Source organism: Frankia sp. Hr75.2, assembly GCF_949319125.1.
Lineage (GTDB): Bacteria > Actinomycetota > Actinomycetes > Frankiales > Frankiaceae > Parafrankia > Parafrankia soli.
Map to the genome: position 1 here is coordinate 22,775 of NZ_CASGGV010000066.1, position 17,958 is coordinate 40,732.

The 17,958-nt window shown below is 74.0% G+C and carries 16 protein-coding genes; 4 read left to right on the top strand and 12 right to left on the bottom strand.

Features of this window, described 5'->3' with window-relative positions:
• Positions 1-22 precede the first annotated feature (22 nt).
• Positions 23-667: a DsbA family protein gene (locus AC559T_RS06775; RefSeq protein ID WP_498868132.1), complete on the top strand. Its 645-nt coding sequence runs from the start codon at positions 23-25 to the stop codon at positions 665-667.
• Here AC559T_RS06775 and nhaA read toward each other — a convergent pair.
• The 10 genes from nhaA to AC559T_RS06825 form a co-directional block, all read right to left on the bottom strand.
• The gene (nhaA, locus tag AC559T_RS06780) at positions 611-2,008 is read right to left on the bottom strand and encodes a Na+/H+ antiporter NhaA (RefSeq protein ID WP_498868133.1); all 1,398 of its coding nucleotides are present in this window, start codon (positions 2,006-2,008) and stop codon (positions 611-613) included. The genes AC559T_RS06775 and nhaA overlap by 57 nt on opposite strands.
• Before the next feature lie 170 nt (positions 2,009-2,178).
• Positions 2,179-2,949 (bottom strand): class I SAM-dependent methyltransferase, encoded by a 771-nt coding sequence (locus AC559T_RS06785; protein WP_071063670.1) that lies wholly within the window; start codon positions 2,947-2,949, stop codon positions 2,179-2,181.
• A gap of 384 nt (positions 2,950-3,333) precedes the next feature.
• A complete protein-coding gene (locus AC559T_RS06790; RefSeq protein ID WP_498868134.1) occupies positions 3,334-4,011 on the bottom strand; it encodes an NADPH-dependent FMN reductase in 678 nt (225 codons plus the stop codon).
• Positions 4,012-4,111: 100 nt separating this feature from the next.
• Complete coding sequence (locus tag AC559T_RS06795; protein WP_498868135.1) at positions 4,112-4,705, bottom strand: FHA domain-containing protein; 594 nt, start codon at positions 4,703-4,705, stop codon at positions 4,112-4,114.
• Between the two features lie 62 nt (positions 4,706-4,767).
• Positions 4,768-6,072, bottom strand: a complete 1,305-nt coding sequence (locus tag AC559T_RS06800; RefSeq protein ID WP_498868136.1) for a VWA domain-containing protein — start codon at positions 6,070-6,072, stop codon at positions 4,768-4,770.
• Positions 6,072-7,196 (bottom strand): protein phosphatase 2C domain-containing protein, encoded by a 1,125-nt coding sequence (locus tag AC559T_RS06805; protein ID WP_498868137.1) that lies wholly within the window; start codon positions 7,194-7,196, stop codon positions 6,072-6,074. Before AC559T_RS06805 ends, AC559T_RS06800 begins: the two co-directional genes overlap by 1 nt.
• Positions 7,193-9,472 (bottom strand): serine/threonine-protein kinase, encoded by a 2,280-nt coding sequence (locus tag AC559T_RS06810; protein WP_498868138.1) that lies wholly within the window; start codon positions 9,470-9,472, stop codon positions 7,193-7,195. The genes AC559T_RS06805 and AC559T_RS06810 overlap by 4 nt, the downstream gene beginning before the upstream one ends.
• Positions 9,469-10,881: a hypothetical protein gene (locus AC559T_RS06815; protein ID WP_498868139.1), complete on the bottom strand. Its 1,413-nt coding sequence runs from the start codon at positions 10,879-10,881 to the stop codon at positions 9,469-9,471. The genes AC559T_RS06810 and AC559T_RS06815 overlap by 4 nt, the downstream gene beginning before the upstream one ends.
• Positions 10,882-10,886: 5 nt before the next feature.
• Positions 10,887-11,915 (bottom strand): glutamate ABC transporter substrate-binding protein, encoded by a 1,029-nt coding sequence (locus tag AC559T_RS06820; RefSeq protein WP_498868140.1) that lies wholly within the window; start codon positions 11,913-11,915, stop codon positions 10,887-10,889.
• Positions 11,916-12,413: 498 nt separating this feature from the next.
• On the bottom strand, positions 12,414-13,805 hold the full coding sequence (locus tag AC559T_RS06825; RefSeq protein ID WP_498868141.1) for a GlnX family signal transduction membrane protein: 1,392 nt from the start codon (positions 13,803-13,805) through the stop codon (positions 12,414-12,416).
• 174 nt (positions 13,806-13,979) lie between these two features.
• On the opposite strand from AC559T_RS06825, the gene AC559T_RS06830 reads away from it, so the two are divergent.
• Complete coding sequence (locus AC559T_RS06830; protein WP_498868142.1) at positions 13,980-15,005, top strand: sigma-70 family RNA polymerase sigma factor; 1,026 nt, start codon at positions 13,980-13,982, stop codon at positions 15,003-15,005.
• Positions 15,006-15,015: 10 nt separating this feature from the next.
• On the opposite strand, the gene AC559T_RS06835 is transcribed toward AC559T_RS06830, so the two are convergent.
• The gene (locus AC559T_RS06835) at positions 15,016-15,384 is read right to left on the bottom strand and encodes an STAS domain-containing protein (RefSeq protein ID WP_498868143.1); all 369 of its coding nucleotides are present in this window, start codon (positions 15,382-15,384) and stop codon (positions 15,016-15,018) included.
• Positions 15,385-15,526: 142 nt separating this feature from the next.
• Positions 15,527-16,462: a sulfotransferase family protein gene (locus AC559T_RS06840; protein WP_498868144.1), complete on the bottom strand. Its 936-nt coding sequence runs from the start codon at positions 16,460-16,462 to the stop codon at positions 15,527-15,529.
• 236 nt (positions 16,463-16,698) lie between these two features.
• Here AC559T_RS06840 and AC559T_RS06845 point away from each other — a divergent pair, with 236 nt between their 5' ends.
• Together AC559T_RS06845 and AC559T_RS06850 are read left to right on the top strand one after the other, a co-directional pair.
• Positions 16,699-17,679 (top strand): hypothetical protein, encoded by a 981-nt coding sequence (locus AC559T_RS06845; protein WP_498868145.1) that lies wholly within the window; start codon positions 16,699-16,701, stop codon positions 17,677-17,679.
• 57 nt (positions 17,680-17,736) lie between these two features.
• On the top strand, positions 17,737-17,910 hold the full coding sequence (locus AC559T_RS06850; RefSeq protein WP_498868146.1) for a hypothetical protein: 174 nt from the start codon (positions 17,737-17,739) through the stop codon (positions 17,908-17,910).
• Positions 17,911-17,958: the final 48 nt, after the last annotated feature.

Below are 17,958 nucleotides of genomic sequence, written 5' to 3' on the forward strand. Positions count from 1 at the left end.
GGGTGCGACCGGTGTCTGCGACGTGCCGTCGGGGCCGGGTGTCGGCCCACGGGCCGACGCCCGCAAGGCGCACGGGCGAGCTGGGAAGCAGAGCCGGTGCGTCTCGACCGATCCCGGGCGCCACTCCAGGGGTGAGCCGGGCGCGCCGGTGGTGATCGTCGAGTACGGCGACTTCGAGTGCCCCTACTGTGCCCGTGCGGCCGCCATCCTGCACGAGCTGGTCGACTCCTCTGACGGCCAGGTCCGGCAGGTGTTCCGGCACTTCCCGGTCTTCGACATCCATCCCTACGCACTCACCGCCGCGCTGGCGGCCGAGGTCGCCGGGGCGCACGGCCGGTTCTGGGAGATGCACGACCTGCTGTTCACGAACCAGGACAAGCTGGCCGACAAGTACCTCATGGCCTTCGCCCGGTCCCTGGGGATGGAGACCGACCTCGTCGTCGGCGACCCGGCCCAGCCCTACGGCGACGCCGTCGAGGCCGACTACGCCGGCGGCGCCGAGCTGCGGGTGCAGGGCACCCCGACGATCTTCATCGACGGGGTGCGGTACCGCGGCCGGCTCGAGCTCGGGCCGTTGCGGACGGCCGTCGCCCGCACGGGTTCCGGCCGGTCAGCGGATGACCGGGATGACAGCCGGCGTCGGCGAGTGCCATGGGCGCGGCGGTAGCGCCGGGATCGCCTCGTCGGAGCCCGGCGAGCACAACGACCAGCGTTCCCCGACATAGCGCAGCACGAACGTGCCCAGCACCGCGGCGGCGAAGGAGCCGACCAGAATCCCGATCTTGGCCTGCTCGGCGAGGGCCTCGTCGGTGAACGCCAGCTCGGTGACGAACAGCGAGATGGTGAACCCGATTCCGGCGAGGACGGCCGCGCCCACCAGGTGGCCGTAGCGGACACCGCCGGGCAGCGCGCCGAGCCCGGTGCGCATGGCGACCAGCGAGGTCGCCGTGATCCCGATCCCGTTGCCGACCAGGAGCGCGACCGCGACCCCGATCGTGACCGGGGAGGTGGACGCGTCCGCGAGGGTGTGGCTGTCGAGGTGCACGCCCGCGTTGGCCAGGCCGAAGATCGGCACGATCAGGTACGCGCTGAGCGGGTGCAGGGTGTACTGCAGCCGTTCGCTGGTGGAGACGGTGGACTTGGCCGCGGAGACGGCCAGCGCGGCCCGCGAGGCCGTGGAGTCCTCCCGTAGTGCCCGGACGTAGATCGGCACCTCGTCGATCTGCTCGCGGCGCGGCGGCGCGGACGGCAGGACCAGCCCGATGATCACGCCGGCGAGCGTCCCGTGCACCCCCGACGAGTAGATCGCTACCCAGAGAACGAGCGCGGCCACCACGTACGGCGGCAGCCGCCAGACACCCATCCAGCGCATGACCCCGATCACGACCAGGACGGCGGCCGCGGCGCTGAGCCAGACCGCGTCCACCTGGTCGGTGTAGAAGATCGCCACGACGGCGATCGCGCCGATGTCGTCGACGATGGCCAGCGTCAGCAGGAACAGCCGCAACCGGTCGGGGCAGCGCGGCCCGAACAGGGCGAGAATGCCGACGACGAAGGCGGTGTCGGTCGACATCGGGATGCCCCAGCCGTCTGCGGCGGGCCCGGAGGAGTTGAACAGGAAGTAGATCAGCGCCGGCAGTGTGAGACCGCCGACCGCGGCGAGCGCGGGCACGGCGACCGTCCGGCGGTCCCGCAGTTCCCCGGTGGTGAACTCGCGGTTGATCTCCAGCCCGACGACCGCGAAGAAGATCGCCATCGCGCCGTCGTTGACCCAGTGGTGCAGGGTCATCGACAGCGCCGCGTCCCCCACCCCGAGGGTGGCGGTGGTCTCCCAGAGGTCGTGGTAACTGTCCGCGACGGGGCTGTTCGCCCAGATCAGCGCCGCCGTCGCGGCGATGACGAGCAGGACGGCGCCACCCGCCTCCGTCGCGAGGAACTCGCGGACGGACGGCGCGACCTGGGGCAGCCGGACCCGCAGCTCCGGCCCCGGCCTGGTCGGAACGGTCATGCGGCCGGGATTTCTGCGCTCGGGATCGGTGGGGTCGGGCTCATCGTGTGCGGCGATCCTCTCGAGGTGAAATCGTGCGTGCCTCCGCACGTCATCCTCGTGCCTGGCGCCGGCCTGGGCGCCCGGACCGGGTGACCCGTTCGTGGGCCGCCCCGGGCCCCGGCGGTCGGTCAGACCCGGCGGACCTTCCAGATGCACTCCGAGGGCCACCGGCGCGCCCACGCCTCCTCGGCGTTGTCGCGGTGGGTGGCGTCCGCGCCGGTCTCGGGCCTCGGCTCGACGAGGTCCTCGACGACGAACCCGCTCTCGCGGAACAGCCTGATCCAGGCCCCGTACGGCAGGTTCGCGCTGACCAGGCCGTCGGTGTCGGAGATGAGGCGCAGGCCGAAGTAGTCACCGACGAGCCGGTCGCCGGCGGCCTCGGCGCCGTCCGGGATGCTGATCTCGTAGATCGGGCTCACGTGACCGAAGGCGAGCAGTCCGCCGGGGCGCAGGATCCGGGCCGCCTCGGGGATCGCCCGGTAGGGATCGGCGAACGAGAAGGCGCCGTGATCGGCGAAGACGATGTCGAACGACCCGGCCGCGAACGGCACCTCCTCCGCGCTGGCCTGCACGAGCGGGAATTCGAGCCCGGTCTCGCGCTGGAGCCGGCGGCTGTGGTGCAGCTGGCGCTCGGAGAGGTCGAGCCCCACCGGATGCGCGCCGCGGCGGGCGAGCGCGGTCGACCACTGGCTCCCGCCGCAGCCCATCTCCAGCACGTCGAGTCCGACGACGTGGCCGAGGACGTTCAGCCGCGACTCGGGGATGCCCCACACCCCCCAGGTGATGTCGCCGGTGAACGCCTGCCCGCGGATCTGGGGGGCGTTGAACCGCTGGTAGTCGTCGGAGATCTCGTTCCACCGGGTGCGATTGTTCCGCACGTGGGTGTCGTCGCCGATCATCCGTTCGTCCGCTCCTCGTTGAACGTCGCCGCCATTGCACGTCGTGGCCACCACGCGCCGTGGCGCGATGGTGGTCGGGCGCGGGGATGCCGTGGTGGGCGCCGGTGCCGGGTTCCCGCGTCATAGCCCTGACGTGGGCGTCTGCCGCGCACGCGGCAGACGCGGCATCCGCCGGGCCCCGTGACTGTACGAGACGCGACAGAAGGGGTACACGGGGGGTGCGGCGGGCGAACCGCGCAGATCGGCTCCCGGGGCCGGGTCGTGGGGCCGGGTCGTGGGAGGGCGAATCACGACGACGGAACGGTTCGAGGTGGGACGGGAGATCGCCGCGTCGCCGGCGGGCGCGGTCACCGGATCCGGGGGCCCGGTCACCCGGTCACCCGGTCAACGCTGGTACGGGTGGGTGCGCCGCTTGTCGCGCAGGGCGGACCCCCACCAGCAGAGCTGGTCCAGCAGCGCTGTCGCCGCGCCGTCCACCGGGCCGGGGTCGAGCGGCTCGCCGTCGGCACCGAACCGGCTCCAGGCGTTGTGGAAGCTGACCGTGTCGCGGATCGTGACCGCGTGCAGCTCGGCGAAGACGACCCGCAACGCCTCGACGGCGCGCAGCCCGCCGGACATCCCGCCGTAGGCGACGAACGCGACGGGCTTGGCGTGCCACTGCGGGCCGAGTGCGTCGACGGCGGTCTTGAGCGGTCCGGGGAAGCTGTGGTTGTACTCCGGGGTGACGATCACGACCGCGTCGGCGGCGCCGACGCGGTCCGCGAAGGACTCCCAGGTCATCGGGTCGACAGCGGCCGTGTCGACAACGGCGGTGTTCGCGCCGCCGATCCCGGCGATCCCGGCGAGGTCGACGACGTCCACGGTGACGTCGGGGCGCTGCCCGGCCCGGCGGGCGAACCACCCGGCCACGACCGGGCCGAACCGGCCGGCGCGGACGCTCGCGAGCACGACCGCGACCCGCAGCGGTGTGATGTCCGGGGTGTGCTCGGCGGCACTCGGTGGTGTGTCCGCGGGCCCGGCTTCAGTCGCCGCGCGCTGGTTGGAGATCGTCAGATCGCTCATGACGGCCAGACTAAAGGTTAAACCTAACTTCAGGTCAAGGTATGGGCGCGGGACGTGGCAGGGCCTGGACGGTCGGTGGAGTCCGGGGATGGACGGGCGTTCAGCGTGGTCTGACGGTCACCCGGGTCCAGGCGCCGACGAAGACGTGGTCGCCCTCGCGCACGAGCGCCGAGTCGTCCACACCCACCCTGGCCAGGTGGGCCGCGTCCGGGCCGAGCCAGGTCCCGTTCGCCGAGCGGAGGTCGGTCACCGTGACCGTCCCGTCGGCGTGCCGCTCAAGCAGTGCGTGCGAGCGGGACACGCCAGGATCCATGGGAGGCAGCGAGAGATCGAGCTCCGGTGCCTGGCCTCGGGAGCGGCTGCGCCGTCCGATGACCGCCCGTGGGGCCGTCATCCGGATCAGCCGGCCGGCCGCGTCGGTGGGGAAGACCGCGCCGTCGTTCTCCCCGCGGTCGAAGTAGGCGCGGTCGGGAGCGATCTCGACCGCCCACGCGGTGCCCGCCGATCCGGTGCCCGCCGAACCGTTGTCCGCCGACCTGGTGCCCGCCGAACCGTTGGACGCCCACCCGTCGGTCGCCTCCGGAGCGGCGCGCGTCGCCGCGCGGCCCAGTGGGACCACGCCGACCGCCCGGGGGCCTGTCCCGGCGACGGCGTTGTGACCGCACGCGCGGCAGACGGGCTCGGTCACCGGCATGGGGAACCCGCACCCGGCGCACGGGGCGTCCGCGCTGACCTGGCCCGGAGGGTGCGGCGAGCTCACCGCCGGGCGGGCATGGTGACGGTCGAGCCCGCGTCCAGGTCCATCTCGTCGAGGGTGTCGACCTGGGGACGCAGCCGTACCGCTCCGGTGGCCGCGTCGTCGATGTCGACGACCTTCGCCAGCCGTTCGAGGGTCGCGCCGTCGTCGGCGGCGGCCGCGATCCGCGCGGCCCTGCCGAGCAGGGTGACCGCGCTGACCTCGTCCCCGTCGCGGCGTGCCGCGAGCCCGCCCTGCACGGCGCGCGCCAGCTCCGTCTGGCCGGTGTAGTGCGCGACGACCTCGTCGATGCGGGTCGACAGCTCGTCATCCTCGGACCACGCGGCGAGCACCGCCGTCCGGGAGAGCTCGTCCTCGCCCGCGATCACGCTGACGCGGGCGGCGAGCCGTTCGTTCCCCACCGGCGCCGGGGGGACGTCGACGCACAGGTGGTACTCCCGTGTCCCGGTGGCCCAGGCGCCCGTCGGATGGTCGCGGGTGAGCGGATTGACCTCGACGGCCCGCGCGGTGAGGTCCTCGAGCTCGGGCGACACCTGGCGCAGGAACCGGATCGTCGCCCCCTTGGGCGTCCACACCCGCAGGCCGACCCGGTCGATCCCGCGGGCCTGTGCCCGCTCGATCAGCGAGCGGAAGTCCTCCACCATCTCCGCCGGCTCGCGCAGCAGGGCGACGCTGCCCAGCAGGGTGGAGGCGACGCGGCGCAGCTCCGCCACCTTCCAGTCGGCACCGACGCCGCGGCAGTCGCACTGGAACCGGCCCTCACACGCGGCCAGCGCGGCGGCGAAGACGGCCTCGCTCTCGCCGTTCTGGCCGTCGGTCAGCAGGATCGCGTGGTGGATGGCGTCCGGGCGGGTGGCCATCAGGTCGCGGGCGAGCAGCAGCCACCGGCCCATGGCGGTGCCGCCGTGGGGCCGCAGCCGTTTCACCGCGGCCTTCGCGGCCTCGCGGGTCCGCGGCGACGCCTCGACGAGCTCCTGGCGCGTCGGGTACACCATTTCGGCCTGCCCGGTGCCCGCCACCACGGCGAACGCGACACCGTCGTGCAGCGTGTCGACGGCGGCCTGGGCCGCCCGGCGGGCTTCGATGATTTTCGAGTGGGGGTAGTCCATCGACCCCGAGCAGTCCAGCAGGATGACCTCGGCGGCGCCCGCCGTGGCGGCGGCCCCGGCCGTCCCGGGGGCGTCGGGGCCGTCGGGAGTACCAGGGCGGACGTCGTGCGCGGTGACGGTGATGACGGCGTGCACCTCGCCCGACCCCTCGGGCAGGTACTTGTTCTGGCTGACCTCGAGACTGAAGTCCACCATCAGGTTCTCCCTGGAATGTCGATGACGATCGCGGTCACGTTGTCGGAGCCGCCCCCGCGCAGCGCCACCTCGACCAGGTGCCGCGCGACGTCGATCGCCGGCGCGCCGGGCCCGAGCGCGTCGACGTGGCCGGCGAGCGTCTCCGCCGCGGAGGCGTAGTTCCACAGGCCGTCGCTGCACAGCACGACCCGTCCCGCGCTCGGCAGCGCGACGGCGCGGATCCGGGGAATGGCGGAGGCGCTCCCGACTCCCAGCCAGCGCGTGATCGTATGGGCGTCGCGTCCGCGTTCGGCCAGCTCAGGGGCCAGCCGGCCGGCCCGCACGGCCTCGGCGGCGACGGTGTCGTCCTCGGTGAGCCGGCGTGCGCCGGAGCTGTCGACCAGGTACGCGCGGCTGTCGCCGAGCCATCCGACGACCAGCGTCGCGTCCACGACGACGGTGCCCACGAACGTGCACGCGGGGGAGAGGCCGAGCCCGGCCGCCCCCGCGACGGCCGCGTTCTGAGCCGCCCGCGCGGCGTCACGCAGGGCGGCCGCCATCTCGCCGGCCGTGTCCCGCTCCGCTTCGGGTGTCGCCGCCCCGCCTGCCCGCCCGCCACCGAGGTAGGCCTGCTGCGGTGCGAGGCCGGGGCCCGGCCCGCCCGCCGGCACCGGAACGGCCCGGGACCGCCAGGCCTCGACCCGGTCGGTCAGCAGAGCCGTCGCGGCCGCGGCAGCGGCCGCGGCAGCCGGACCGGAGCCCCGCGCACTCGACACCCCGTCGCAGACGACGCCGACCGCGCCGAGGCCGACCGCGCCGACGCTGCTGTCGGCGGCCAACGTCACGCCCATTCCGTCCTCGTTCGAGTGGTGGACGAGGCCGCGGTCGGACACACCGGCGGCGGTGCCGAGGTCGGTCTCGTACCGGTCGACGTCGGCAACGAGTACGGCGTGCATGGCGGCGGCGGTGGTACGCGAAGCGGGGCCGGTCCCGGAGGCGGCCGTCGCGGTCAGGGCCGCGCCGCACCGCTCGCAGTACCGGTCCCCGGCGAGCGGCGTCGCGGCGCACCGCGGGCAGGCGGGCGGCGTCGTGACCGGGGTCTGCTCCTCGGGGCGGGGCAGCGGCCCTGCCGGGTGCCCGCTCACCGCCGCGTCCTCGGGCGCACGGCGTTCGCGAGATCCACCAGGTCGTAGCGCTCCTGCGCGCTCCGCGCCAGGGTGGCCAGCTCCCGGTAGGCGCGCTCCAGCCCGAAGCGCAGGTCGTCCTCGCGTAGGCGGGTGCCGGCGACCTCGACGTCCGGGTCGGGTGGCGTGTCTCCCGCGAGGAGCAGGTCCAGCGCGCAGCGCAGCAGGTCCCGGGTGAGTGCCACCCGGCGCCGCCGCTCGACGTCCAGGCCAGCGAGGATGCCCGACGCGGCGACCAGGTCGGCGGGCCGCGGCACACCGGCCGCCGTCCTGGTCCCGCGGACGAGCGCGGTCCGGATCCGGGCCTCCTGATACGCCGCCGACGAGGGCGGAACCCGCTCGTAGGCGGCGACCGCGCCGGCGCGGTCCTTCGCCGCGACCCGCACCCGGGCGAGGCCGAACGCGGCGCTGGTGAATCCGTCGTCCGTCCGCGAGACCAGGTCGAACAGCGTGGCGGCCCGGGCCTGGTCGCCGGCCGCCTCGGCCGTGACGGCCAGCGCCAGCTTGGGCGCGAGCTCCCCGGGCACCTGCGCGTACACGTCGGTGAACGCCGCGGCCGCCGCGGCGGTGTCGCCGTCGCCGTCGCCGTCGCCGCCGAGCGCGAGCAGCCCCCGGTACCAGCGAACCCGCCACTCGAACGGATCCTCGGCCTCGACCTCGTCGAGCACGGCCGCGGCGGCGGCGGTGTCCCCGTTCTCGAGGTGGGCGCGGGCCAGCCGGAGCCGGACCTCGACCGTCGCCGGGCTGATGGCCGCCAGCAGCGTGGCGAGCTGCGCGGGCGAACTGTCGGGCAGCGCCGCGAGGGTGCCCGCGGCCGGATCCTCCGGGTCGACGCGCAGCCGTGGCAGGCTCGCCCACCGCGGCCTGACGACCGACCCGTCGGCGTCCTCCCCGGTCAGGTGGACGTCCCCGGTGAACCGCCGGCTCGGCGCGGGCACGGGTGCGCCCCGTTCCGCGGCGAGGATCTCGCGCAGCACGCCGAGCAGCTCGTCGCGCATCTCGTCGGCGGAGACGAACCTGTCCTCGGGCAGCCAGGCCGTGGCCCGGCGCAGGAACAGGTCGAGCGACTCGTGGCGCGCCAGGACCTCGTGCGTCGACGCCGGCGGGAGACTGTGGACGTAGGTGGTCGTGTTCCCGCGGAAGTTCAGGATCAGCGTGGCCAGCGTCCGCCCGACCGTGTACAGGTCGGAGGCGACGGTGGGCGTCTCGGTCTCGACCTCCGGGGCCGAGTAGCCGCGGGTCCGGTAGGACGCGCCGCTCTCGTCGTCGAGCCGGCGGACCGCCCCCAGGTCGATCAGCCGCAGGCTCTCGCGGCCGAGCATGACGTTGTCCGGCTTGAAGTCGCAGAACACCAGGCCGTTGCGGTGCAGGTAGGCGAACGCCGGCAGCACGGCCAGGATGTAGGCGATCGCCTGGGTGACCGGCAGTGGGTCGGGACGCCCCCCCTCCGCCCGGCGCTGCCGCAGGACCTCGCGCAGCGACGTCCCGCCGACGTACTCCATGACGATGTAGCCGGTACCCGCGTGCCTGACGAACGTGTGGATGCGCACGATCGCCGGGTCGTCCACCGCGGCGAGGAAGCGGCGCTCGGCGATCGCGGCGGCCTGGGCGTCCGGGTCATCCTTGTCGAGCAGGCCCTTGAGCACGACCCAGAAGTTGTCCGCGACCTCACGGTTGCGGGCGAGGTAGACCCAGCCCTGCCCGCCGTGCGCCAGCGCGCCCGCGATCTCGTAGGAACCCACCCGGTCACCGGCGCGCAGCGCCGGGACGAACGAGAACTGGTGCCCGCACGTGACACAGAAGCCCTCGACGGCAGCCGGCCGGCCGTCGCGGGCCCGCCCGACCTCGGCCCCGCAGGCCGAGCACACCCGCCGGTGCTCCGGAACACACGGGTCGGTGAGCAGCAGCGACTCCGGATCGGGGGTCGGCATGTCCGGGACGTCCACCAGCCCCTCCCCGAGCCGGCTCTGGGGACGACGGGCCCGGCCCGGGCGGCGACGCCGGCGCGGTGTCCCGCCCGCCGTCAAACTCCACGACGCGGATCCGCCAGCCGACCCGCTCCCGTCCGACCCGCTCGTGCCCGACCCGCTCGTGCCAGGCCCGGTCGGGTCGGGATGGGGCGGTGGCCCCGGATCAGGCTCGGGTGGCCGGTACGCCAGCCCGGTCATGTTGCAGTACCCGTCCTCGATGATTCCGTCGCAGTCGGGTTCCGGGCAGGCGATGCCGTCGACCGTCAAGAGCGTTCCTCCGTCCACGCGGCATGGCCGCCCCCGTCACCAACCTGCCGCGCCGCCGACACCGCCGACACCCCCGCCACCTCGCCCGGCGCGGACACTGAAACTGCCACCGGCGCGGACGCCGGTGCCGGTGCCGGTGGCGGTGGCGGGATGTTCAGCAGGGCGTCGCCAAATGCCGTGACCAGGGCTTGTGCCGCGTCCAGATCAACCGGGACGGTGCGCAGCGCGGTCGCGGCGCGTTCGTACAGCTCGCCGATATGAGGCGACTCGAGCTGGCCGAGCCGGCCGGCTTTCGCGCGCAGCGCGCCCAGCAGGCCACGCAGCTCGTCCCGACGGCGCAGCAGCGCCGAGTTCGTCGTGACGGTCTCCTCCGCCGCGGCGAGCGTCTCCCGCGCGACCCGGTGCCAGGCGCCCAGGCCGTGGGCGACCAGCCGCCACTCACCCGCGGCACCGGCCGCCACCAGCCGGTCCAGCCATGGCCGCAGCCCGCTGCGCGGGCCGTCGAACCATCCGTCACCCAGCCGCACCAGGCCGGTCGGGTCGCCGGTGAGGCGTTCCACCACAGTGCGGGCGGCGCGTTCACCCTCCTGCGCGACCGACACGATCCGGTGCAGCATGTCCTCGGCCGCGGCGAGCTCCGCGTCCAGCCCGTCGAAGGTCCGGCGCAGGACGGCGACCAGCTCGCCCACCTGGGCGGCCGCGGCGATGGCGGGCCCGAGGTCGTCCGGTGTGGTCTCCAGCGGGTTGGCGGTCACCGCCACGGCGGCGGCGTCCATCGCCGCGCGGGCGGCGACCAGCTCGGGCAGGTCGGGTATCGCGAGCCGCGCGCAGACGGCGCCGGTCTCGGCGAGCCCGCGCGCGGCGTCGACGAGAACCCGGTGATGCGCGGCCCGGGCCGCCGTCACCGCCGCCAACTCGGCACGGACCGCCTCGGCGATCTCCCGGGTGCCGGCGAGGAGGCGCCCGGCCGCGCCAGCAGGCAGGTTGCCGGCCGCACTCCGCGGGAGCATGTCGGTCGCACCGGCCGGCAGCTGTCCAGGGGCAGATCCCAGCTCCCTGGGCAGCGGCGCGGATAACTCCCCGGGCGGCGGTGTGGGCGGGTGCGACGGCGGCTCGCGCAGGAACGCGTCGACCCGCGCCGCCTGCCGGGCGCCGATCCGGGAATCCGGCAGGCCGCGCAAAGCCTCGACCCGGCCGAGCACCTCGCTGACGGCGCGATGGCGTTCCCACAGCCATCCCAGCCCGGCCCGGGCCACCGCGGCGCGGGCGGCGGTCCGCCCGCGCAGCCGCGTGACGTCGCCGAGCACCTGTTCCGCGGTTGCGTCGAGCTCGAGCAGGCTCGCCGACAGCGCCGCCGTCTCCGACCGGAGAACGGCCAGCGCGTCGTCCACGTCGCGTCGCAAGGTCATCCGGATCAGTCCCGGTAGACAGGTGACGGCGGCGGGGGCGGCTGGCCCCCGTCCAGCCATCGTCGGTGGATCGCCGCCCAGGCTCCGTCGCGGTCCGCCCGCTCCAGCACGCCGTTCACGAACCGGGTGAGATCCGGCGCGTCCTTGGCGATGGCGATGCCCACGGCCACGTCGAAGGCGCCGACGCCGACGATGCGGGTCTCCGGATCCTGCTTGACCATCCCGACCAGGATGGCCTCGTCGTTGACGATCGCCTCGACCGTTCCCGCCTGCAGCGCGACCAGGCAGTCGGCCGGGCTGGCAAGCTGAACGGGGATTGGCCGCGACGGCGCGTCGACGACCTGCTGCAGCGAGGTGGTGCCGGCCGCCGCGCACACCCGCCGGCCGCCAAGGTCCGCGAGGCCCTGGTAGGGCGCGTCCTCCGACACCAGCACGGCTTTGGCCGTCAGGTAGTAGGGCGCGGAGAAGTCGACCTCGGCCGCCCGGTCGCAGGTGATCGTCGTCGTGGCGGCGACCAGGTCGAGAGCGCCGTCGTGAACGAGAGCGACCCGGTCGGCGCCGGTCACCGCCCGGAACCGGACATGGCCCTCCGCGCCGAACAGCGCCCGGCCCACCAGCAGGGCCAGGTCGACCTCGAATCCCTCGAACTCGCCGGTGTCCGGGTTGCGTGACCCGAACGGCGGCGTGTCGGTACGGACCCCGACCGTGAGGTAGCCGCGGTTGACGATCTCGCGCAGGGTGGGGCTGTCCGGCTGACCGGGCGGGGGAAGCACGACCGGCGGGCGCAGGCTCGCGGTGCGGTCGCCGCACCCCGGGGACGTGGTGGAGCGCGCCGGCAGCGGCGACTGCGGGGTGACGGCGGCCGGCAGGGGGTCGCCCGCCGCCGGCAGCGCGCTCGTCACGGTGCCGCAGGCCGCGGTGGTGCCGAGCAGCGGTACGGCGACGAAGATCATCGCTCTGAACATGGTTCTCGGCGTGATCCTCGATGTGATCCGCCGGCTTCGGTGGCCTGGCCCGCGTCCGACCCTCCGCATGATCGCTGATGCTAGATCGTCGGTACTCCTCCGATCGTGACTTGTCGTGTTCTCGTCACCCGATCTCATTTCCGGCACACAACGCCCCACCCACCCCCGAAACCCCACAACCCCAACCACTCCCGCCTACCTCATCCACCCCCGCCAGCCATCCCCGTCCCTCTCCCCGCCGGGGTAGCCGGGCCCGAAACGATGCGTGGAGCTTGGGAGAGTCCATGGACTCACTGACCCGCCACGGTCGTGTTGGGGTGGCTTTTTACTGGGTGTCAGGGTTGGGAGACCCTGCCCCGGACCGTAACGGGGCAGGTGGGCGGGGTTGGTCGCGGTAGGTGGGGGTGGATGGGGAGAGCCCGGGGAGAGTCCGGGGAGCAGGTGTGGGCGAGGCGGTTCCAGCTTCCGTCGGCGATCGCCTGGGCGAGGACGCCGTTGACGAAGCGGGTCAGATCCGGGTGGTTCAGGCTCACGCGGCGGGCGGTCACCGGTGTTGCCGAGGTGCCGTCAGCGGTAGTCATTGATTCTCGACTGCACCCCGGCCAGCGTGAGGAGCATCGCCAGCCCGAGCGCCGTGCCGGTACCGGCGGCGACACCGTCGTAGGTGCCCGCGGCGGAGCTCAGCCCGGCGGCGAAACGCTCGCGGCTCGCGGTGAACGCCGTCTCGGCGTCGCCGTCGAAGCGGGTGAACGTCGAGGTTCCCTCGTCGAGGGCCACCCGCACGGCATCCTGGAAGCCGCCGACGTCGCGGACCAGGTCCCGGACCCGGACGGCGGTGTCCTGGTAGCGCTCCCAGCCGGGTACGAGCACGTCCCGTCCCGGCGCGTCCGGGCCGTCCAGCGCCGCGGCGGTGGCGAGCGCCCCCGTACCGACCGGGCGGCCCGCCGGGTCGTAGCCGAGGCGCTCGGTCACCCGGCGCGCGTCGGCGTCGAGGTCGTCGCCGTTGCCGCGGGCGATCAGGGAGAGGCTCTCGTCGCCCCAGGCCCGTAGCGCCAGCACCCGCACCTGGGCGACGACCGTCATCGGCCGGAAGGCGTCGTTCCTGCTGTCGACCAGGCGGGCCCGGGAGACACCGAAAGCCAGCAGGGTGAGACCCGTCGCGATCACGACCAGTACCGTCGCGGCGACCAGGCGCAGATTGAACATCCGGTGCGTCCGCCGGAACAGGCGGATCTGCAGGGCGACCAGGGCCGCCAGCGCCGCCGCGCCGGCCACGCCGACGAGGACCGGCTGGTACCAGCGCGTCGCCTGGGCGTACCCGCGATCGATGTCCAGCGCGTCCTCGGCGGCCAGCCGGTCGACCGCTGGGAGGATCCTGGTCTGCATGAGTTCGGAGGCCTGACGAAGGTACGCGCCGCCGACGACATTTCCGATCCGGTTGTTCGCGCGCGCCCGTTCGATCAGGCCGGTGTACACCGGCAGCTGGGCCGCCAGGACGCTCAGCGGCTCGCGCGGCCCGCCGGCGAGCGCCAGGTCGACGATGCGCCCGCTCGCCGAGGCGATGCTCTCCTGGTAGGCCGTCCGCTGGGCCGGCGGCTCCACGCCGCCGGCCAGAAACGCGCGGGCCACGGTCGCGTCGGCCACTGAGAGTTCGGCGTGCAGCTGTTGCGCCGCCACGAACGACGCACCGGAGTCGCGGGCGAGGGCGTCCACGGCGTGCTGGCGGGAGAGCGTGGACAGCAGGCAGACGGACAGCGTCACCATCAGGACACCTACGAGCCCGGCGGACAGCAGGCGCAGGAATCCGGGTGGAGTCCGGCTCCGTCGCCGGATCGTCCCCGCCGCCGCGGCGACGGAGGCCGTGGCGCCCGAAACCGTGGAGACAGCAGTCGCCGAGCCGGACGCGGGAGCCGGGTTACCGGCGGCCGGTGCTGCGGACGGCGTTCCCACCGTGCTCATGTCTGATGATCTTAATTCTGCTGTGGCGCGGGGAAAGACCCGCGCACTGTCGGGTGCGCGTCATGGCCGCGGCGGTTTTGTCGGAGGTGCTGGCTAGCCTTGGTTCTGGGCGTCGGTGACCCGCGGCGGCCGATCGGGGCGGTGAATCAGGAGGGCGAATCGAGGTGACCTCTGATGGGTGACGTTCCTCCCGGCGGCAGAACCGGCGGGGCTGCTCTGACCGGGGCGGAGGCGGGTGTCGAGAACCTTCTCGAGCCGTACCGCCGCGAGCTGACCGGCTATTGCTACCGAATGCTCGGCTCGCCGTTCGAGGCGGAGGACGCCGTGCAGGACACGATGATCCGCGCCTGGCGCGGAATCGACCGGTTCGAAGGCCGGGCCGCGCTGCGGTCGTGGCTGTACCGCATCGCGACGAACGTGTGCCTGTCGATGCTCGGCGCCAGTCAGCGGCGGGCCCGGCCGATGGACCTCGCCGGCCCGTCGACGGCCGACTCCCCGCTGCCCGCTCCGCTGCCGGAGACGGCCTGGATCGTGCCCGCGCCGGACGGCCAGGTCTACTCCAGCGCCGCCGACGCGGCCGACCCCGCCGATCTCGCCGCCCGCCGCGAGACGATCAGGCTCGCGTTCGTCGTCGCGCTGCAGCACCTGCCGGCCCGCCAGCGGGCGGTGCTCATCCTGCGCGAGGTGTTCGGCTGGTCGGCCGCCGAGGTCGCCGACCTGCTGGAGACCTCCGTCGCCTCGGTCAACAGCGCCCTGCAGCGGGCGCGCGCCACGATCGCCGCGTCGGAGATCTCCGACGCCGACCCGCTGCGCCCCGCCGACGCCGAGCAGCGGGAGCTGCTCGCCCGCTATGTCGACGCGTTCGAGCGGTACGACCTCGAGTCCCTCGCGGCGCTGCTGCACGAGGACGTCACGATGTCGATGCCGCCGCTGGGCCTGTGGCTGCGGGGCCACGCCGACGTCCGGGCATGGATGCTCGGTACGGGCCAGGGCTGCCGGGGCTCGCGGCTGCTGCCAGCCGTGGCCAACGGCCACCCGGCCTTCGGGCAGTACCGGCCCAGCGCCACGGGTTCCGGGCACGACCCGTGGGGCCTGGTCGTCCTGGAGGTCTCGGCCGGGCGGGTCGCCGGCATCAACACGTTCCTGGACGTCGAGCGCCTCTTCCCGCTGTTCGGCCTGCCGGCCCGGTTGCCTGGCTAGTGCTGCCCGGTCAACGCCGGCCGGGCACGTCCTGTGCCTGCTGCGTCGAGGTCGGCGCGGCGGCGGGAGTGAGGCGTCCGACGAGCGGGGCGAGGCCGGTGAGAGCCAGCAGCTCCCAGACCCGTGGTGGTGCGTGCACCTGGACGAGCCGGTGGTGCCTTCGCGCGGCGAGCACGAGCCTGGCGATCGCCTCGACGACGACGGCGTCCGGCCGGCCCACCGGGGTCGTGTCGAGGAGGACGGCGGCTTCCGTGTCGGCGCGCAGGAGCTCGTCGAGCCGCGCGCACAGCTCGGGAACGGCCTCCCGCCGGAGCCCGGGAGGGAAGGGCAGCACAACCGTGGCAGCGGCGCCTGGCGGCGGCGATCCGTCATCGGGCATGATCGGCCTCCCATCCGTGGGTGCGCGTACCGTGGCCCACCCACCGACGTGGCCCACCCACCGACACAGACCGATCGGTCACCCCGAACTCATCGCCCCCGCCACCGGCCGCGCCGCCGTCACCGGTCTCGGCCTGCCCGGATCAGTCGATGACGTCCGGCTCGAGGCCCACGGTGAGCCAGTCGGCGTAGGACTGGCCGGTGACCTGCTCGAGCAGCGCGATGTCCGCGGTGAAGTAGGGCAGGACGGCGGCGCGCTGTGCCGGTGTCATCGTCGGCCTTCCGCCCCGCTGCCGCTGCAGGGCCGTCAGCAACGGCCCGCGTGGCACGGCGCGCACCGGGGCCGGGAAATGGTGCCCGATCCGCCCACCGGTGCGAAGGACGGCGCGCAGCACCGCGTTCGCCGCCGTGTCGGCGACGAACGGCGTCACGTTCTGGGACGGGACGGCGTCGAGCAGCCCGGTCTGCACGCCCAGGAACTCGCACACCCGGTCGAGCGTCGGCACCGGCGAGTCCCGCAGGTCGCGGTAGCGCAGCACCAGCACCTGCTCCCGGGCGAACAGGCCGAACAGGTGCTCGAGCTGCCGGCCGTAGAGCCCCTGACTGACGTAGTGCCAGAAGTGCGCCCAGCCGGCGTCGCGGCGGCGCTCCTCCAGAGCGCACGCCCGCACGAAGTCACGTTCGGACTCCAGGCCGGCGGCCCACAGATGCGTCCAGTTCGAGTGGGCGCGGTCGACCGGGTTGCGCAGCAGGACGACGAGCCGGGCCTTCGGGATCAGCCGGCGGATGCGGTTCTGCGCGTCGAGGTCGTACAGGTAGAACGGCGTCGCCTCGCCGCGGAGGGCGCCGTCGGGCGCGGGGTCGGACAGTGCCTCGTAGTCCGCCCGGCGCCAGACGTGCTCCTGGTAGGTCTGCGCGTCCCCGGGGCCGCCGCGCGCGGGCGGCGGGCCTTCCGAGAGGAAGAACTTCGGTTCCTTGACCCGGGAGAGGAACAGCTCGGGGTGGCGGCTGAGCGCGGCGTGCAACGCCGTGGTGCCGGCCTTGGGAACCCCGATCACGAGGAAGTCGGGCAGGGACATCGACGACTGCTCCAGGGGCCGGCGCGGCTGATGTGGGATCGGAACAGACTAAGTGACATTCCCGATTGAAAAAAGTGAAAAGCATCGCGCCGGGCACCCCCGTGGGTGTTCCGTGGCAGGCCGGCGTTCTGGCCGACGCTACGGTCGAGGCCCTGGTAGGAGCCCGGATCGACTGCGGTGAGTGACCGACCGTGTCGGTTGCCGGGTTTGTTCATCAGCTAAGTAGGATTCCGCCCGTGGTGACGTACGAGGTCGAGCGGACAGCCGTGAACGTGCCCCTGCCTACGCCGGACAACGCGGTGACGGTGGTGTCGCCCCCGGGCGAGGGGCCGGGCTTCTGGGCCGGGGCGCCGAGCGCCGTGCTCGTCGACGGCACGTTCTACCTCGCCTACCGGCTGCGCCGCCCGGTCGGGCACGGCCGCGGGTACGCGGTGGTGATCGCCCGTTCCGACGACGGTGAGCGGTTCACCCCGATCCACACGATTCACCGGGACGCCTTCCCCGCGGAGTCGCTGGAGCGGCCGGCCCTGGTGCCCACCCCGTGGGGGAGCTGGCGGCTCTACGTGAGCTGCGCGACGCCGGACAGCCCGCACTGGTGGGTCGACGTGCTCGAGGCGGACGCGCCGGACGCCTTCGACCCCGCCACCCGGCGCACCGTGCTCCCCGGCGACCGGTTGACCGCGGTCAAGGACCCGGTCGTCGTCTGGCATGACGGCCTGTGGCATCTGTGGGCCTCCTGCCATCCGCTGGACGACCCGGCGGCCACCGACCGCATGGACAGCCGGCACGCGACCAGCCCGGACGGGCTGACCTGGACGTGGCAGGGCACGGCGCTCGCGCCCCGGCCCGGCGCGTGGGACGCCCGCGGGGTCCGGATCTCGGCCGTCCTGCTCGGCGACGCCGGTGACGGCGTCGGGGGCGGCGTCGGCGTCGGGGGCGGTCTCGACGGCGCGGGCGCCCGGCTGGACGCCGTCGCCTACTACGACGGCCGGGCCAGCGCGACGGAGAACTGGTCGGAGCGCACCGGCATCGCCGTCGGTGGGCTCGACGGGTTCGCGGCGGTCGGCGACACTCCGATCGCGGTCTCACCGTACGGCGGCGCGCTGCGGTACGTCAGCGTGGTGCCGCTGCCCGATGGCGGCCACCGGCTTTACTACGAGCAGGCCCGTCCCGACGGTTCGCACGAGCTGCGCACCGACCTGCACCCCCGGAGCTGACCCGGCCCGCACGCGCAGCCCGAACCGCACCATCCCCGCCACCACTGGTGGCGGGTCATGTGCCTGACCGGCGTCGACTACTTCTCCACGCTGGGCTACCAGCCGGGCATCGCCATCCTCGCGGCCGGCGCGGTGAGCCCGATCGCCACGGCGGTGCTCGTCGCCGTGACACTGTTCGGGGCGCTGCCGGTCTACCGGCGGGCGGGTCGCCGGCGAGAGCCCGCGTGGTGAGGGCTCGATCGCGATCCTGGAGAAGCAGCTCTCCTGGTGGAAGGGCAA

Coding starts and splice junctions, on each gene's coding strand:
- AC559T_RS06850 (WP_498868146.1), top strand. CDS start 17,737: ATGTGCCTGACCGGCGTCGACTACTTCTCCACGCTGGGCTACCAGCCG.
- AC559T_RS06815 (WP_498868139.1), bottom strand. CDS start 10,881: ATGACCTTGCGACGCGACGTGGACGACGCGCTGGCCGTTCTCCGGTCG.
- AC559T_RS06790 (WP_498868134.1), bottom strand. CDS start 4,011: ATGAGCGATCTGACGATCTCCAACCAGCGCGCGGCGACTGAAGCCGGG.
- nhaA (WP_498868133.1), bottom strand. CDS start 2,008: ATGACCGTTCCGACCAGGCCGGGGCCGGAGCTGCGGGTCCGGCTGCCC.
- AC559T_RS06820 (WP_498868140.1), bottom strand. CDS start 11,915: ATGCGGAGGGTCGGACGCGGGCCAGGCCACCGAAGCCGGCGGATCACA.
- AC559T_RS06840 (WP_498868144.1), bottom strand. CDS start 16,462: ATGTCCCTGCCCGACTTCCTCGTGATCGGGGTTCCCAAGGCCGGCACC.
- AC559T_RS06825 (WP_498868141.1), bottom strand. CDS start 13,805: ATGAGCACGGTGGGAACGCCGTCCGCAGCACCGGCCGCCGGTAACCCG.
- AC559T_RS06785 (WP_071063670.1), bottom strand. CDS start 2,949: ATGATCGGCGACGACACCCACGTGCGGAACAATCGCACCCGGTGGAAC.
- AC559T_RS06830 (WP_498868142.1), top strand. CDS start 13,980: ATGGGTGACGTTCCTCCCGGCGGCAGAACCGGCGGGGCTGCTCTGACC.
- AC559T_RS06835 (WP_498868143.1), bottom strand. CDS start 15,384: ATGCCCGATGACGGATCGCCGCCGCCAGGCGCCGCTGCCACGGTTGTG.
- AC559T_RS06800 (WP_498868136.1), bottom strand. CDS start 6,072: ATGGTGGACTTCAGTCTCGAGGTCAGCCAGAACAAGTACCTGCCCGAG.
- AC559T_RS06795 (WP_498868135.1), bottom strand. CDS start 4,705: ATGCCGGTGACCGAGCCCGTCTGCCGCGCGTGCGGTCACAACGCCGTC.